The 16,923-nt window shown below is 67.8% G+C and carries 14 protein-coding genes; 2 read left to right on the top strand and 12 right to left on the bottom strand.

Features of this window, described 5'->3' with window-relative positions; all coding sequences use genetic code 11:
- Window positions 1–3: 3 nt before the first annotated feature.
- The 5 genes from LGR44_RS10390 to LGR44_RS10410 form a co-directional block, all read right to left on the bottom strand.
- Window positions 4–1,053, bottom strand: a complete 1,050-nt coding sequence (locus LGR44_RS10390) for an AbrB family transcriptional regulator (protein ID WP_226740069.1) — start codon at window positions 1,051–1,053, stop codon at window positions 4–6.
- A 239-nt stretch (window positions 1,054–1,292) separates the two neighbouring features.
- Window positions 1,293–2,495: a pyridoxal phosphate-dependent aminotransferase gene (locus LGR44_RS10395; RefSeq protein ID WP_226740071.1), complete on the bottom strand. Its 1,203-nt coding sequence runs from the start codon at window positions 2,493–2,495 to the stop codon at window positions 1,293–1,295.
- Window positions 2,496–2,606: 111 nt separating this feature from the next.
- A complete protein-coding gene (mscL, locus tag LGR44_RS10400) occupies window positions 2,607–3,041 on the bottom strand; it encodes a large conductance mechanosensitive channel protein MscL (protein WP_226740073.1) in 435 nt (144 codons plus the stop codon).
- 56 nt (window positions 3,042–3,097) lie between these two features.
- Window positions 3,098–3,628, bottom strand: coding sequence for a VOC family protein (locus LGR44_RS10405; protein ID WP_226740075.1), 531 nt, complete (start codon window positions 3,626–3,628; stop codon window positions 3,098–3,100).
- A 10-nt stretch (window positions 3,629–3,638) separates the two neighbouring features.
- Window positions 3,639–4,073 carry a DoxX family protein gene (locus LGR44_RS10410; protein WP_226740077.1) on the bottom strand — a complete coding sequence of 145 codons (435 nt, stop codon included), beginning with the start codon at window positions 4,071–4,073 and terminating at the stop codon, window positions 3,639–3,641.
- Between the two features lie 105 nt (window positions 4,074–4,178).
- Between LGR44_RS10410 and LGR44_RS10415 the strand changes: the two genes are divergently transcribed.
- Window positions 4,179–5,093 (top strand): LysR family transcriptional regulator, encoded by a 915-nt coding sequence (locus LGR44_RS10415; protein WP_226740079.1) that lies wholly within the window; start codon window positions 4,179–4,181, stop codon window positions 5,091–5,093.
- Between the two features lie 75 nt (window positions 5,094–5,168).
- Window positions 5,169–8,678: a NahK/ErcS family hybrid sensor histidine kinase/response regulator gene (locus LGR44_RS10420; protein WP_226740081.1), complete on the top strand. Its 3,510-nt coding sequence runs from the start codon at window positions 5,169–5,171 to the stop codon at window positions 8,676–8,678.
- A gap of 3 nt (window positions 8,679–8,681) precedes the next feature.
- Here the strand turns inward: LGR44_RS10420 and LGR44_RS10425 are convergent, their stop codons facing one another.
- The 7 genes from LGR44_RS10425 to LGR44_RS10455 form a co-directional block, all read right to left on the bottom strand.
- Window positions 8,682–9,305: a 2-hydroxychromene-2-carboxylate isomerase gene (locus tag LGR44_RS10425; protein ID WP_226740083.1), complete on the bottom strand. Its 624-nt coding sequence runs from the start codon at window positions 9,303–9,305 to the stop codon at window positions 8,682–8,684.
- Between the two features lie 56 nt (window positions 9,306–9,361).
- Window positions 9,362–9,910 (bottom strand): acyl-CoA thioesterase, encoded by a 549-nt coding sequence (locus tag LGR44_RS10430; protein ID WP_226740085.1) that lies wholly within the window; start codon window positions 9,908–9,910, stop codon window positions 9,362–9,364.
- Window positions 9,907–10,416: a DinB family protein gene (locus LGR44_RS10435; protein ID WP_226740087.1), complete on the bottom strand. Its 510-nt coding sequence runs from the start codon at window positions 10,414–10,416 to the stop codon at window positions 9,907–9,909. Before LGR44_RS10435 ends, LGR44_RS10430 begins: the two co-directional genes overlap by 4 nt.
- Window positions 10,417–10,575: 159 nt before the next feature.
- On the bottom strand, window positions 10,576–12,783 hold the full coding sequence (locus tag LGR44_RS10440; RefSeq protein ID WP_226740089.1) for an FAD-dependent oxidoreductase: 2,208 nt from the start codon (window positions 12,781–12,783) through the stop codon (window positions 10,576–10,578).
- A gap of 146 nt (window positions 12,784–12,929) precedes the next feature.
- A complete protein-coding gene (locus LGR44_RS10445) occupies window positions 12,930–14,138 on the bottom strand; it encodes an acetyl-CoA C-acetyltransferase (RefSeq protein WP_226740091.1) in 1,209 nt (402 codons plus the stop codon).
- Window positions 14,139–14,265: 127 nt separating this feature from the next.
- The gene (locus LGR44_RS10450; RefSeq protein ID WP_226740093.1) at window positions 14,266–16,059 is read right to left on the bottom strand and encodes an acyl-CoA dehydrogenase C-terminal domain-containing protein; all 1,794 of its coding nucleotides are present in this window, start codon (window positions 16,057–16,059) and stop codon (window positions 14,266–14,268) included.
- A gap of 438 nt (window positions 16,060–16,497) precedes the next feature.
- Window positions 16,498–16,923, bottom strand: a complete 426-nt coding sequence (locus LGR44_RS10455) for a MerR family transcriptional regulator (RefSeq protein ID WP_226740095.1) — start codon at window positions 16,921–16,923, stop codon at window positions 16,498–16,500.

Genomic DNA, 16,923 nt, shown 5'->3' on the forward strand with positions numbered 1-16,923 from the left:
GCCCTACCGCGCCTTCGGCGTGCCGCCCTTCTGCAGCCAGGAGATCACGAAGGGCAGGACGAGGCCGATGCCGAGGAAGCGGACGAGGTGGTGGATGCCGACGTAAAGCGGATCGAGCCCCAGGACGAGAGCCAGCACCGTCATGGCTTCGAGCCCTCCCGGCGCGAAGGCCACGAGGCTGTCGGCGAAGCTCACGCCCGCGAGCAGGGCGGCGAGCGCGGCGAAGAGCGTCGCGACGGCCATGCCGACTAGGAAGGAGCCGAGCGCCGCCGTCAGCGCCCGCCGCAGGGTCGAGCGCTGGATGGTGCGGAAGCGCTCGGCGATGAAGATGCCGATGAGCACTAGGCCTCCCGTCGCGATCACCGGGGGAATGACCCCCGTCACCGCCTCCGTGGCGTGGCTCAGGGTGCTCACGACCGTGGCGCCCAGCAGCACCGGCGCGGCAACCTTCAGGACCTTGAACACCGCCCCCAGGGCGAGGCCTCCGAACAGGACCGCAGCCATGCCGGCAGGCGACGCGACCGGCTGCCCCTCGCCGATCAGGGCGCCGATATTCTCTCCTCCTCCGGTGAAGACGACGAGGCTCGGCAGCAGCGCAATCAGCACGAAGAGACGCAGGTTCTGCGCAATGGCGATGGAGGCCACGTCGGCCTTGCGGTCGGCCGCGACCGCAAGCACCGTCGAGAGCGCACCCGGAACGGAGGCAAGCACCGCATCCGCCCGGCGCCAGCCGGAGACCCGGGTCAGCCAGAGCGTGGAGGCGGCGCAGATCGCAAAGACGGCGACGACCAGCAGGACGAGGCTGCCCGGATAGCGCCCCATGGCGGCGATCGCTGCCGGCGTGACCGCAGCCCCCATGGCGGCGCCCGAGACCAGCATGGCCGCATCGGCCAGGGCGCGGGGCATGGAGACGGCCCAGCCGGTCAGCCCCCAGAGCGTGGTCGCGACCGCGGCGCCCGACAGCCATGCGGCCGGAACCCCGAGCCAGTGGAGGGCCAGACCGCCGAGGCAGGCAACGAGGATCTGGGCGAGGTGAGCGAGGATGAGACGCATGATGGCAACTGAGCAGGGCCGAAAGCCGCGAACGGTTGGGCGGTCCGGCCCATCGCCCACAGGTCTCGAGATCGTTCCGACCGCTCCAGCATGATCGAGCCCGCTTTGCATGACGCTCCCTCTGCACGGCGGGAGCTTCACGTCGGGATCGCCGAACGGTCAATCTTGAATCAAGATATCAACCTATGGCCCCTTCCCTCGACCCGGGGTCGGGGGAAGAAGCCCGCGGCTGGCACCGCTTACGCCACCAGCTTCGGCAGAGCGGCCGAGATGCGGCGGACGGCCTCCTCCAGATCCTCGGCCTTGCGGGCGTAGCACAGCCGAAGGTATCCCTCCCCGGCCTCGCCGAAGGCGGAGCCCGGCGCGAGGCCCACATTGGCCTCGTCGATGAGCCGGAAGGCGAGCTCCTTCGAGTTCGTCGCGCCGCGGATCTTGAAGAAGGCATAGAAGGCCCCGCTCGGCGGCGGCAGCTCCACGAGCCCGGTCTCCGCCAGGCGGTCCACGATGTCCCGCCCCGCCCGCGCGTTCTCGATCTGGTAGGCCAGGAAATCCTCGCCCTGCTCGATGGCGGCGACGCCGGCGCGCTGGATGAAGACCGGGGTTCCGGAGGTCTGATACTGGACCAGGTTCTCGATGATCTGGCCGAGGGCCGGCGAGGCTTCGAGCCAGCCCAGGCGCCAGCCGGTCATGGCCCAGTTCTTCGAGAAGGTCTGCACGAAGAGGATGCGGTCCTCCTCCGTCATCACGTCCCGGAAGGAGGGCGTGCGCCCGTCCACCGTCAGGGCCGGATCGTAGACGAAGCGGCTGTAGATCTCGTCGGCGATGATCCAGAGCCCGTGCCGGCGGGCGATGTCGAGCACGGTCCGCAGGTCGTCGTGGCTCGCGGTCCAGCCCGTCGGGTTGGCCGGCGAATTGATGACGATGACCCGGGTGTTGGGCGTGATGGCCTTCTCGAGCCGCTCGAAGTCGAGGCTCCAGCCGTGCTCGTCGATGTTCATCGGAACGCCGACCGGACGGGCGCCGGCGATCGTGATCGCACCCGCGAAGTTGGGCCAGGCCGGGGTCGGAATCAGCACCTCGTCGCCGGTTCCGGTGAGCATGCGGATGGCGATCTGGATCGCCGGCATGCCGCCGGAGGTGACGAAGAAGCGCTCGGGATCGAAGGGCTTGCGGTAGACCCGCTCGTGGTACCGGGCGATGGCCTGGCGCAGATCCGGGATGCCGCGCTGATAGGTGTAGAAGGTCTCACCGGCCGCAAGCGAGCGCGTGGCCGCATCGCAGATGAAGGACGGGGTCGGCAGGTGGCCCTCCCCGACCCAGAGCGGAATGATGCCCTCGCGGTTGCGGCCGTAATTCGCCACATCGACGATCCCGCTCGTCGGGGCCTGCTCGGCCTCCGGGCGAAGGTTCAGAAGGGACGGGATCGAAACGGATGCGTTCATGGAAAATTCCTCAAGCCGGCGAACAGGCATGGCGCGCCCGCCGGGCCAAGGCAAGCGCTAACCCAGGTTCCATGAAAAGAAACGAAACGACCCATCGAATCCGGTGATGGATCACGCCGTCCGCCCCTGCTTCAGGAGATCGCGGATCTCGGACAGGAGCTTCACGTCCGCCGGAACCTCCGGGGGCTTGTCGGCGGTTCCGGTCTTGGCGTCCTCGGACCGCCGCAGCCTGTTCATGCCCTTCACGACGAGGAACAGGATCCAGGCCACGATGACGAAATTGAGCGTGACGGTGAGAAAGCTGCCCCAGGCGAGGACCGCCCCTTGCGTCTTGGCCTGCTCCAGCGTCTGGGACGTGACGCCTTCGGCCAGGGGCGTGAAGTAGTTCGAGAAGTCGAGCCCGCCGGTGATCGCCCCGATGATGGGCATGAAGATGTCGCCGACCAGGGAATCGACGATCTTGCTGAAGGCGGCGCCGATGATGACGCCGATGGCCAGATCGACCACATTGCCGCGCAGGGCGAATTGCTTGAACGCGTTCAACATGACCGGACACCTTTTGCTCTTTCGATAAGCGAAAGGTGTCCGGCCGGGATGTTCCGTCAAGCTTCGCGGGCGGCCAGCAGGTCCTGCAGGTCGAGACGGCGGGTGACCATCTGCAGGTGCCCGTCCGGCGATGTCGGCCAGAGATCCCGGGGCCGGTCCCAGTAGAGCTCGACGCCGTTCCCGTCCGGATCGCGCAGGTAGAGCGCCTCGCTCACCCCGTGGTCGCTCGCCCCGTCGAGGGGGATGCGCGCCTCGGCCAGCCGGGCGAGCGCATCGGCGAGCGCCGCCCGGGTGGGGTAGAGGATCGCCACGTGGTAGAGGCCGGTGGTGCCGGGAGGCGGCGGGGAGCCGCCCTGGCTCTCCCAGGTGTTCAGGCCGATATGGTGGTGATACCCGCCCGCCGCGACGAAGGCGGCCTGGGTGCCGTAGCGTTGCATCAGCTCGAAGCCGAGCACGCCGCAATAGAACCCGAGGGCCCGGTCGAGATCCGCGACCTTGAGATGGACGTGCCCGATCCGAACGCCGGGATCGATGGGCCTCGCCGCCGGGGTGACGGGCGGATCCAGGGGAGTGACAGGTGAGGTCATGGCTGTTCCATCAGGCTGAGCGGGCTGCAAGCCGGCCAGGCACTGTCGCCGATCCGCCGCGCAGGGCATAGGCCCCATCGCCCAGAAGGGCCTGGGCCAGAAGGGCCACGATCCAGAACGCCAGGAATTCCCAGCCGCCGTTGGGATTGGAAAAGAAGAAGCCGGCGGGGCCGTGCACCAGGACGATGGCGCCGACGAGGACCGGGACGAGGGCCAGCGCGGCCCAGCGGGCATGGAAGCCGACGATGAGCGCGACGCCGCCGACGACCTCGGCGAGGATGGTCAGGTAGGCCAGGGCCGGAGGCAGGCCGAGGCTGCCGAAGAACTGCGCCGTGCCGGCGGGCGTGAAGACGAAGAGCTTGAGCCCGGCATGGGCCAGGAAGAGGCCGCCGAGCGCGACGCGCAGGATCAGGGCGGCATAGGGAGCGGTGCGGGTGTCGATCATGGAAGATCTCCTGTGTGAGCAATGTCCCGTATTGTGGCCTCCTTCGATCAATGGGATAATCCCGCCAATTGGAATATCAATTCACACCCAGGGAGTGAGGCACCCGTGCTCGACCGCGTCACCGGCATGCAGGTTTTCGTTCGGGTCGCCGCGCTGGGGAGCTTCTCGGCTGCGGCGCGCTCCCTCGACCTGTCCCAGACCATGGTCACGAAGCATGTGGTCGCCCTGGAGAGCCGGCTCGGCGTGAAGCTGCTGCACCGCTCGACCCGCAGGCTCGTCCTCACGGAGGCGGGGCGCAGCTACCTCGCCTCCTGCGAGCGTATCCTGGCCGATATCGAGGAGGCGGAAGCCTCGGCCAGCCTCGACAGGGTCGAGCCCCGCGGGACCCTGCGCCTCAACGTGCCCCTGACCTTCGGCTTTCGCCGGATCGTCCCGGCCCTTGCCACGTTCAGCCGCCTCTACCCGGCCGTGGAGGTCGATCTCGGCCTCGCCGACCGGTACGTGGACCTGATCGAGGAGGGCTGGGACCTGGCGATCCGGATCGGCAGGCTCAAGGATTCGAGCCTCGTGGCGAGACGCCTCGCCCCCTGCCGGACCATCGTCTGCGCCGCGCCGTCCTATCTGGAAGCCCGCGGCGTCCCCCGCAGCCTGGACGATCTGGCCGGGCACAACTGCCTCGGCTACACCCTGCCGAGCGCCATCGGGGCGAACCGCTGGGCCTTCGGCGCCGAGGGGGATCGCGTCGTTCCGGTCAGAGGCAACCTGCGCGCCAATAACGGCGATGCCCTGCTGGCGGCGGCGGTCGCGGGACAGGGGCTGATCTACCAGCCGACCTTCCTGGTGGGCGATGCCCTGCGCGACGGGAGCCTGGTGCGCGTCCTGCCCGGGCTTCCCACCCTGGAACTCGGCGTTCACGCCATGCTCCCCTCGGGCCGCCAGGCGCCGGCGAAGGTTCGCGCCTTCGTGGAATTCCTGGCCGAGCGCTTCGGCCCCGAGCCGGAATGGGACCGGGGGCTCTAGCCGCCGGGGGTGGAAGAGTGGCATTCCCGGCGCCGAGCGGGTAAATCTGATCCGGCTCTCGCGCGAGGATTGCACATGGTCGCCAGCTGGGCGGTTATCCTATCGGCCCTGGTCTATCTCTGCCTTCTGTTCATGGTGGCCCATTGGGGCGACAACGGCGGACGGCGGTTCCTTCAGGGGCGCGCGCGCTCGACCATCGCGGCCCTGTCCCTCGCGGTCTACTGCACGTCCTGGACCTTCTACGGGTCGGTGGGCCTCGCCAGCCGGTCCGGGCTCGACTTCCTCAGCATCTATATCGGGCCGATCCTCGTGATCGGCCTCGGCCATGTCCTCGTCGCCCGGGTCGTCCGGGTGGCCAAGACCCAGAACATCTCCTCCATCGCCGACTTCGTCGCCGCCCGCTACGGCAAGAGCGAGCGGGTCGCCGCCATCGTCAGCCTGATCGCCCTCGTCGGCTCCATCCCCTACATCGCGCTGCAGCTGAAGGCCGTCTCGTCCTCCCTGGACGTCTTCCTCACGGCCGCCAACGGGACGGCTCCGCTGCAGGTGCCGTTCCTCGGGGATCTGTCCCTCGTCGTCGCCCTCGTGCTCGCGGGCTTCGCGGTTGCCTTCGGCACGCGCCACACGGACGCCACCGAGCACCAGGACGGCCTGATCATGGCGATCTCGGTCGAGTCCGTGGTGAAGCTGGTCGCCTTCCTGGTGGTCGGCATCTACGTGACGTTCATCATGTTCGACGGCTACGGCGCCATCGTCGAACGCCTCCAGGACCAGGGCATCAGCACGAGCATGCTGGGCCGCACCTCCGGCTTCGGCAGCTACATCACGCTCATCCTGCTCTCCACCTGCGCCGCCCTGCTCCTGCCCCGCCAGTTCCACATGACCGTGGTCGAGAACCGGTCCATGGACGACGTGAAGCAGGCGGCCTGGCTGTTCCCGCTCTATCTGGTGCTCATCAACATCTTCGTCGTTCCCATCGCCCTCGCCGGCATGGCGGTTTTTCCGGAGGGCACCGTCGACCGGGACATGCTCGTCCTGGCCCTGCCGCTCGTCGACAATGCGGGCGTGATCGCGGTCATCGCGTTCCTCGGCGGCTTCTCGGCCGCGACGGCGATGGTCATCATCGACTCGGTGGCCGTCGCGATCATGATCTCGAACCACCTCGTGATGCCCATCGTCCTGCGCCGCCGCGCCTTCGCGGGCGGCGATCTCGGCGGCTTCGTGATCGGCATCCGCCGGGTCTCCATCGTGGTGGTGATCCTTCTCGCCTATGCGTATTACCGGGTGTCCGGCGAGGCCGCCCTCGCGGCCATCGGCCTCCTGTCCTTCGCCGCCATCGCGCAGGTCGCGCCGGCCTTCCTCGGAGGGCTCATCTGGTCGCGGGGCACCGCGCTCGGCGCCAGCGTCGGCCTCGTGGTCGGCTTCCTCACCTGGGCCTATACGCTGCTCCTGCCCAGCCTCATCTGGGACGGCGTGTTCTGGTCCGACGTGGTCGTCACCGGCCCCTTCGGCATCACGGCGCTCAAGCCCACCTCCCTCTTCGGGGTCGACCTGCCTCAGCTGACCCACGGCGTGGTCTGGAGCCTGACCCTGAACATCCTCGCCTATATCGGCTTCTCCCTCTGGCGGCCGACGACCGCCATGGAGCAGCTCCAGGCCAACGTGTTCGTGGGCGAAACGCCCGTCTCGGTCGCGCCGAACTTCCGGCTGTTCCGCGCCAGCGTGACCGTGGACGAGCTGCGCGCCACGGTGGCGCGCTATCTCGGCGAGGAGCGCACCACCCGCTCCTTCGAGGGCTTCGCCCACAGCCGCGGCCAGCATCTGGAGGCGCGCGCGGAGGCCGACATCCATCTCCTGCGCTATGCGGAGCACCTGCTCGCCTCCGCCATCGGCACCGCCTCCTCGCGCCTTGCCCTGTCGCTCCTGCTGCGGCGGCGCACCGTGTCGACGAAAGCCGCCCTCAAGCTCCTCGACGATGCTTCCGCCGCGATCCAGCAGAGCCGCGACCTGCTCCAGCACGCCATCAACTACGCCAAGCAGGGCATCACCGTGCTCGACCGGGACCTGAGGCTGCTCGCCTGGAACCAGGCCTTCGTGGATCTCTACGACCTGCCGCCGAACCTCGTGCGGGTCGGCGTCGGCATGGACAACATCGTCGCGTTCAATGCCGAGCGCGGCTCCTACGGCCCCGGAGATCTGGACGAGCTGATCGCGGCACGCATCCACTCCTTCCAGCACGATCTGGAGCCGGTGCGCCTGAGGCTCTATCCGTCGGGCAAGGTGATCGAGATCCGCTCGAACCCGCTGCCCGACGGCGGCATTGTCACGACCTACACGGACGTGACGGAAACCGTCCTGGCCGAGGAGGAGAGCCGCCGTGCGAACGAGACCCTGGAGCAGCGCGTCAGGGAGCGCACCGAGGAGCTGACCCGCCTGAACGAGGCGCTCACCAGCGCCAAGGCGGAAGCCGACGAGGCGAACATCTCCAAGACGCGCTTCCTCGCCGCCGCGTCCCACGACATCCTGCAGCCCCTCAACGCGGCCCGCCTCTACGTCACCTCCCTCGTGGAGCGCGACCGGGAGGCCGGCGATGTGACGCTGGCCGAGAACATCGACGCCTCCCTCGACGCCGTCGAGGAGATCCTCACCGCGCTTCTCGACATCTCGCGCCTCGATACCGGCGCCATGAAGCCGCAATGGTCGAGCTTCCGCATCGACGAGCTGTTCCGCCAGCTCCAGCGCGAGTTCGATCCCATCGCCCGGAACAAGGACCTGAAGCTCACCTTCGTGCCCTCCTCGCTCACGGTGCGCTCGGACCGTCGCCTGCTGCGCCGCCTGCTGCAGAACCTCATTTCCAACGCCATCAAGTACACGCCCGCGGGCCGGGTGGTCGTCGGCGCCCGGCGGAAGGGCACGCATCTCGTCCTCGAGGTGTGGGACACGGGCCTCGGCATCCCCCCGTCGAAGCAGCGGATCGTGTTCCGGGAATTCCAGCGCCTGGACCAGGGCGCGAAAGCCGCGCGCGGCCTCGGCCTCGGCCTATCCATCGTGGAGCGCATCGGCCGCGTTCTCGGCCATGCGGTCACGCTGAAATCGGAATCGGGGCGCGGCTCCGTCTTCCGGGTCGACGTGCCCGTCGTGGCGGCGCTTCCGGCCAGTGCGGAGCCGCCTCAGCCACCCCAGCCGCCCGTGACGGTCCTGTCGGGCCTGCATGTGATCGTGATCGACAACGAGCCTGCGATCCTGGAGGGAATGCGCCTCCTGCTCGCAGGGTGGGGCTGCGACGTCTGGACGGCCTCCGATCTGGAGAGCGCGCAGCAGACCCTGAAGGCGCACAAGGTTCTGCCGGACGTGATCATCGCCGATTACCACCTGGACGAGGGCGACGGCCTGGACCTCATCAAGGCCCTGCGCTGGAGGACTCAGGTCAACACGCCCGCCGTTCTCGTGACCGCCGACCGCACGCCGGCCGTGCGCGAAGCGGCGGCGGCGATGAACGTCCACGTTCTCAACAAGCCGGTGAAGCCGGCGGCTCTGCGCGCGCTCCTGACCCAGTGGCGCGCCACGCGCGTGGCGGCGGAGTAAGCCCTACACGTCGGGAGTGTAGGGCGCGCGCCCGCTCGTCAGCGCATCGTCGAGCAGGTCGAGCCGGTCCTGCCCCCAGAAGACCTCGCCGTCGAGCACATAGGCCGGGGAGCCGAAGACACCTCCGGCGATGGCGTTCTCCAGGTTGAGCGCATAGATCGCCTCCGTGGTGGTGCCGGTGGCGACATCCATCAGGGAGGTGGAGTCGAGGCCCGCCTGCTCGGCGAGTTCGGTGAGGACGATCGGGTTGGCGAGGTCGCGCTCCTCCTCCCAGATCGCCGCGTAGGCCCGGCGCAGGAAGGGGTCCGGATCCTTGCCGCCGACCGTCACCGCGATGACGAGCCTGTCTGCCAGGTTGACGTCGAAGGGCCAGTGTTTCGGCTGGAGATTGAACGAGAGCCCGCGCTTCTCGCGCCAGCGCTGCAGCTCGAGCATCCGGTAGCGCTGGCGCACCGGGTGGCGCTGAGGCAGCGGCAGACCGCCCGTCTCGGCGAAGACGCGGCCGAGGAAGACGGGCTTGTAGTTGATCTCCACCCCATGTCGCCGTGCGATCTCGATGAAGGAAGCATGGCCGATATAGGCCCAGGGGCTGACGAGGGAGAAATAGTAGTCGATGACGCGGGGCATGGATCGCTTTCGCGGTTGGAACGGGCGTCAGGAAGGTATCGCGCGACCGGAAATGATCAAGCCGCCCGCTTCATGACCTCCTCGGAGGCCAGGAAAGCCTCGACCTCCGCCGTGGCCTGCGGCGCATCGGCATGGGTGCCCAGTTCCTGGAGCAGCCGGTTCATGGGCACGAACTCCCTCGCCTTGCGGTCGTAGAGCCCGGCCCGCACCAGCGCGATGGCGTTGAGGACGGGCTTGCCGTCCCGTGTCCTGGAAATCAGCCGGTGCTCCATCACCACCTGGCCCTCGAACCAGGTGACGATCCGGGTCTCCAGCGTGAAGGCCTGAAAGAGCTTCAGCTCGCGCCGGAAGCGGATCTGGCCCGCGCTCACCACGGGCACCCAGCCGTTCCTGAAGATGGGCCTCCACAGGCCCGAGCGGAGCATGATGTCGGTCCGCCCCAGATCCATCAGGGTCCAGTAGCGCCCGTTGTTCAGGTGCAGGGAGGTGTCGAGGTCGTGCGGCCACACCCGGAACGACAGGCGCGACACGTCCTTCACGGGATCGAGCTTTGCGCGGAAGAACGAGGCGACGATGAGGTGAAGAACGCGCAGCCAGAGATTCATGACAGGCCCATGCGCGTCTCGCGCTGAAACAGCACGAGATCGAAGGACGGAGCATCGCGCCCGAAGCCGGTCAGGAGGCAATGGGCTTGGCCCCGGTGATGGGTCTGGTGGTTGAAGAAGTGAGTGAGGGCGGGTGCGAGCGGCTGCTCGACATCCGCCGGATTCACGATGGTGCGGTAGCGGAACCGTCCGGCCAGAGTCTCATCCGACAGGGCATCGACATAGGCGACGATCCGCGCGTCCTCGGCCTCGCGCGCGGCGCGCAGGTCGTCGAAGCCGTCGTAGAGAATGGCGTCGAGGCGGTTCGGCGCCTCGCCCTCGCCAGTGAAACGCCGCATCCAGATCCGGTCGGCCACGAGGATGTGGTTCAGGGTGCCGTGCAGGGATTTGAAGAAGGCGCCGCGATCGGCGCGGTATTCCTCGTCTGACAGCGTTGCCGCCGCATCGTAGAGCCGCCGGTTGCACCAGGCATTGTAGGCCGCCAGCATGGCGAAGTGAGGCTTCATGATCGGCTCCTGCGAATGTCGGCAAACGGGGATGGATCCCCTCCCCGCTCTCCGAGCCGCCGGGGATGACAAGGGCGGGCGGTGCCCGCCTGTCGTCATTCCCGGCCGGAGCGAAGCGGAGGGGAAGGGAACCCATCGGTTATCAGGTCACGAGCGGCCTCAAGCCGCCTTCTTCTCCTTGGCGCGCCCATAGAACGTCTCGCCGGACGCGGCCATGTCGAGCAGGATCTTCGGCGGCGCGAAACGGTCGCCGTGGCTGTCCTGCAGCTCCTTGCACAAAGCCACGAAGGCCTTGGCGCCCATGAAGTCGATGTAGGACAGGGCGCCGCCGGTGAAGGGCGCGAAGCCGAAGCCGAAGATCGAGCCCACATCCGCCTCGCGCGGATCGGTGATGACGCCCTCCTCCACCGTGCGGGCGGCCTCCAGGGCCTGCGTCACGAGCAGCCGCTGCTTGAGCTCCTGCATGTCGAGGAACTCGGCTTCCAGGTGCTTCGGCTGCAGATCGGTCAGCCCCGGCCAGAGCCGCTTCGGGCCGTTCTCCGGATAGTCGTAGAAGCCCTTCCGGTTCTTGCGGCCGAGACGGCCTTCCTGCTCGACGAGGCGGGTCAGGAGCTGCTCTTGCTCGGGCACGATCGCCGCGTCCCCGAGCTGCGCCTTGGTGGCCCGGAGGATCTTGAGGCCGAGATCGACGCCGACCTCGTCGTTGAGGGAGAGCGGTCCCACGGGCATGCCCGCCTGCTTGCCCGCATTCTCGATCATCGCCGGCGGCACGCCCTCGGTGAGCATGAGATGGCCTTCGAGGATGTAGGCCAGCACGCAGCGATTGGCGAAGAAGCCGCGGGAATCGTTGACGACGATCGGCGTCTTCTTGATCGCCCGCACGTAGTCGAGGGCTGTGGCGAGCGCCTTGTCGCCCGTCTCCTTGCCCATGATGATCTCCACCAGCATCATCTTCTCGACCGGCGAGAAGAAGTGGATGCCGATGAACTGACCGGCATTTCTCGAATTCTTCGCCAGTCCGGAGATCGGCAGGGTCGAGGTGTTCGACGCGAAGATGCAGTCGGGGCCGATCGCGGCCTCGACCTTCTGGATCACTTCGGCCTTCACCTTGGGATCCTCGAACACGGCCTCGATGACGAGGTCGCAATCGGCCAGGGAGGCGTAGTCGTCCGATGCGGTGATGCGCCCGAGCAGGGCGTCGCGGTCCGCCGTCTTGGCGCGGCCCTTCATGATCTGGTCGGACATGAGCTTGTGGGAATGAGCCTTGCCCTTCTCGGCCGCTTCCATGTCGCGGTCGATCAGCACGACCTCGAGCCCCGCATTGGCCGTGACATAGGCCACGCTGGCGCCCATGAAGCCGGCGCCGACGACGCCGACCTTCTTCAGCGCCGTCGGCGGCACGTTCTTGGGCCGCCGCGCGCCCTTGTTCAGCTCCTGCATGGAGATGAACAGGGTGCGGATCATCGCCGCCGCCTCCTTCGAGCGCAGGATCTTGGCGAACCAGCGCGACTCGATCTTCAGCGCCAGGTCCATCGGAAGCTGCAGGCCCTGATAGACGGATTCGAGGATGGCGTAGGCCGCCGGGTAGTTGTCCTGCGTCTCGCGGCGGTAGATGGCGTTCGCGGCGGGCCAGATCTGCATTCCGGCCGCCGAATAGACCTTGTTGGAGGGAAGCTTGAAGCCCTTCTGGTCCCAGGGCGCGACGGCCGAGCCGCCCTGCTTGATCCAGTCTTTCGCGGCCTGCACGATCTGGTCGCGGGGAGCGACCGCATGGGCGAGGCCCATGTTGCGCGCCATGAGCGCGCGGATCTGCTCGCCCTTGAACAGCATCTGCAGGGCGTCGCCGGTCTGCATCAGGCGCGCCACGCGCTGGGTGCCGCCCGCGCCGGGAAAGAGGCCGACCTTGATCTCGGGCAGGCCCACGCGGGTGGCGTCCGAGTCGGAGAGCACGCGGAAGTGACAGGCCAGCGCCAGCTCGAACGCGCCGCCGAGGCACACGCCGTGCACGGCGGCCGCGAAGGGCTTTCCGCAGGTCTCCATGCGGCGGTAGAGCAGCGAGAGCCGGCGCGATTCCTCGAAGAAGAAGCTCATGGCCTCCTCCTCGCCCTTTTCCTTCGCGAGCCGGGCATATTCGGCGCTGAGGCCCTGCAGCATCGTGAGATCCGCGCCGCCGGAAAACGCTTCCTTGCCGGAGGCGATGACGCAGCCCTTGATGGCCTCGTCGCCCGTAACCCTGTCGATGATCGCGCCCAGCTCCTGCATCACCTCGGGGGTGATGACGTTCATGGAGCGCTCCGGCATGTCCCAGGTGGCGAGCGCGATGCCGTCGCCGTCGACCTCGAAGCGGAAATTGGTGAAGTTCGTCATTGTGGCTCTCCCGAAGGCCTCATCCTGAGGAGCCCGCATGGCGGGCGTCTCGAAGGATGGTCCAGTGTTCCCTTGAACCGCATCCTCGTCCTTCGAGACGGCGCTTCGCGCCTCCTCAGGGTGAGAATGCTCGCGTTGCGTTCCCCTCAGACCCGCTCGATGATCGCGGCGGTGCCCATGCCGGCCGCGACGCAGAGGGTGATCAGCGCCGTCTGCTTGTTGGTGCGCTCCAGCTCGTCGAGCACCGTGCCCAGGATCATGGCGCCGGTCGCCCCCAGCGGATGCCCCATGGCGATGGCGCCGCCATTCACGTTGACCTTGGCCGGGTCGAGATCCATGGCCTGGATGTAGCGCAGCACCACGGCCGAGAAGGCCTCGTTGATCTCGAAGAGGTCGATGTCGTCCTTCGTCATGCCGGCCTTGCGCAGCGCGAGCTCCGACACGTCGATGGGGCCGGTGAGCATGAGCGCGAGATCGGAGCCGATGGAGGCGAAGCCCTTGAGCCGCGCCCGCGGCTTCAGGCCGGCCTTGGCGCCGCCCTCCTTCGAGCCGACGAGCACGGCGGAGGCGCCGTCCACGATGCCGGAGGAATTGCCCGCATGGTGGACGTGGTTGACGTATTCCACGTCCGGATGGGCCGCGACCGCCACCGCGTCGAACCCGCCCATCTCGCCCATCTGCACGAAGGCGGCCTTGAGCTGGCCCAGCGACTGCATGTCGGTCTGCGGCCGCATGTGCTCGTCCTTGGCCAGGATCGTCAGGCCGTTGATGTCCTTCACGGGCACGACGGAGTTCTTGAAGCGCCCTTCCTCCCAGGCCTTGGCGGCGCGCTTCTGCGATTCCACCGCATAGGCGTCCACGTCGTCGCGGGAGAAGCCGTATTTCGTGGCGATCAGGTCGGCCGAGATGCCCTGCGGCAGGAAGTAGTTGGCGATGGCGATGCCGGGATCGACCGGCCATGCGCCGCCGGACGCGCCCATGCCGACCCGGCTCATGGACTCGACGCCGCCGCCGATGGTCAGATCCTTCATGCCCGCCATCACCTGCGCGGCGGCGAGGTTCACGGCGTCCAGGCCCGAGGCGCAGAACCGGTTGATCTGCACGCCCGGCACCTCCTTGCCGAAGCCCGCCTTGAGGGCCGCCGCGCGGGCGATGTCGCCGCCCGCCTCGCCGACCGGATCGACGCAGCCGAGCACCACGTCCTCGACGAGCACCGGATCGAGGTCGTTGCGCTGGCGGATGGCGTCGAGCGCCGTCACCGCGAGGTCGACCGCCGGCACCTCATGCAGCGAACCGTCCGGCTTGCCGCGTCCGCGCGGAGTGCGGACGGCGTCGTAGATATAAGCTTCAGGCATGAAGAACCTCCCGGGCGTGTCGTGATCCCGGACGCGGAGCGAACCGGGATCGTTGTCAGAATAGGGCACTCAACGCGTCGTTCGATCCCGGCCGTCGCCATGCTCGGGCCGGGATCGCGTCCGTCGATCAGAAAGCCTCGGCCGGCAGGGCCATGGTCGTGTCGGCGCCGGCCGAGATGCAGGCGAGGCGCGCGGCGGTTTCGGGCATCATGCGCTCCATGAAGAAGCGGCCGGTCGTCAGCTTCGCGTCCATCCTCTCCGCGACGCCGTTTCCTTCAGCCTTCCTGGCATGGGCGGCCTTCGCCATCTTGGCCCACATGTAGCCCATGGCCACGAGGCCGAAGAGATGCATGTAGTCCGTGGCGCCCGCGCCCGCATTGTCGGGCCTGGCCATGGCGTTTTGCATGAACCACATGGTGCCCTGCTGCAGATGGTTGAGGCCCTGCTCGAGCGGGGCGATGAAGCCTTTCAGGTTCTCGTCGCCGGCATTCTCCTGGCAGAAGGCGGCGACCTCGTTGAAGAACGCCATGACGGCGCGGCCGCCGTCCTTGCCGAGCTTGCGGCCGACGAGGTCCATGGCCTGGATGCCGTTGGCGCCCTCGTAGATCATGGTGATGCGGGCGTCGCGCACGAACTGCGACATGCCCCATTCCTCGATATAGCCGTGGCCGCCGAACATCTGCTGGGCCTTCACGGCCATCTCGAAGCCGAGATCGGTGAGCACGCCCTTCACCACCGGGGTCATGAGGCCCATGTGGTCGTCCGCCGACTGACGCTGCGCCTCGTCGGAGGAGCGGTGGGCGATGTCGCTGTTCAGCGCCGTCCAGATCACGAGCGCGCGGGCGGCCTCGTTGAAGGCCCGGATGGACATGAGCGTCCGGCGCACGTCCGGGTGGACGATGATCGGATCGGCCGGCCTGTCGGGGAACTTCGCGCCCGTGAGCGAGCGGCCCTGCAGGCGGTCCTTCGCATAGGCGACGGCGTTCTGGTAGGCGACCTCGGACTGGGCGAGACCCTGCACGCCCACGGCCAGGCGCGCCTCGTTCATCATCACGAACATGGCCGCGAGGCCGCGGTTCTCCTGGCCGATGAGCCAGCCCCTGGCGCCGTCGTAGTTCATGACGCAGGTGGCGTTGCCGTGGATGCCCATCTTGTGCTCGAGGGAGCCGCAGGAGACGCCGTTGCGCTCGCCGAGGGAGCCGTCCTCCTTCACGAGGATCTTCGGCACGACGAAGAGCGAGATGCCCTTGGTGCCGGCCGGCGCGCCCTCGATGCGGGCGAGGACCAGGTGGACGATGTTCTCGGCCATGTCGTGCTCGCCGGCCGAGATGAAGATCTTGGTGCCGCTGATGGCATAGGAGCCGTCGCCGTTGGGCACGGCCTTGGTCTTGAGCAGGCCCAGATCCGTGCCGCAATGAGGCTCGGTCAGGTTCATGGTGCCGGTCCAGACGCCCTCGACCATCTTCGGCAGGTAGGTCTTTTTGATCTCCTCGGAGCCGTGGACCAGCAGCGCCGCGATGGCTCCCTGGGTCAGGCCGGGATACATGCCCAGCGCCAGGTTCGCCGAGGAGACGAATTCCTGCATGATGGTGTTGAGGGCCGAGGGCAGCCCCTGGCCGCCGTATTCCTCCGGTGCGGCGAGGCCCATCCAGCCGCCGGCCGCATAGGCCTCGTAGGCCTCCTTGAAGCCCTTCGGCGTGGTCACGGAGCCGTCCGGGTTGCGCTTGCAGCCCTCCTGGTCGCCGGTGAGGTTCAGGGGCGCGAAGACCTCCTCGCACAGCTTGGCGCCCTCGCCCAGGATCGCCTCCACCATGTCCGGCGTCGCCTCGGCGAAGCCCGGCAGGTTGTTGTAGCGTTCGATGGGGAAGACGTCGTTCAGCAGGAACATCACGTCTTCGACGGGGGCCTTGTAAACCGGCATGGAGCTCCTCCCAGATCGGAAAGCCGGCAGCGGGGCGGTCCGGGACCGCGGCGCCGGCATCAAGATAGTTCACATATAAACTATCTGGTCGCGATGGGGAAGAGGTAGGGCGCGAAAAGTCCTACGGTACCGGTCGGAGAGCGATGGGAGCGCGGATCCTGCCCGCAGCAGCCTGCGGCGGGGCTGACGATAAAAGCCCATGCGCGGCCGCGGTTTCCAGGCCGGAAGGGGCCGTCGGGCCAGGGAGATGCCGGTCTTTTTAGGGACGGGACATCCGCCGACGAGGGCGCCCGAACGGAAAAGCGCGCGGTCACGCGCCTCGCGCTGAAATGAAAAGCCTGTCGAGAGGCGGGAGGGCGCCGCCCTCCAGATGCCCCGGGCGCAACCTCGACCGCCTGCTCGACAGGCAAACCTGCTCTGCGGCAGGATCTTGTTGGATCAGGCCGCGACCGCCATGCCGGCGCGACGGGTCCTGAGCTCGACGAGAGCCTCTTCGATCTCGGCCTTCTGCTGCTCCAGATGGGTGATCTGGTCGTCGATCTGGTCCAGGGACAGCTTGAGCTTGGCAGACGGCCCGTCGCCCATCCGCTCCTCCGCCAGCATGGCGCGGATCTCGGTGAGGGTGAAGCCGAGCTGCTTGCCCTTGAGGATGACGGAGAGCCGATCCCGGTCGCGGGCGTCGTAAATGCGGGCCGTGCCGTCGCGGCGGGGCGAGAGAAGTCCCCGATCCTCGTAGAAGCGGAGCGTTCTCAGGGTCACGCCGAACTCGCGGGCCAGGTCACCGATGGTGTAGGACTTGCCGCCTTCGCCGACCGCTCCTGCATCCGAAACAACCGAATAATGTCCTAGTGCTTCTTTATCCAT

The sequence above is a fragment of the Microvirga lenta genome, assembly GCF_020532555.1.
GTDB classification, from domain to species: Bacteria; Pseudomonadota; Alphaproteobacteria; order Rhizobiales; family Beijerinckiaceae; genus Microvirga; species Microvirga lenta.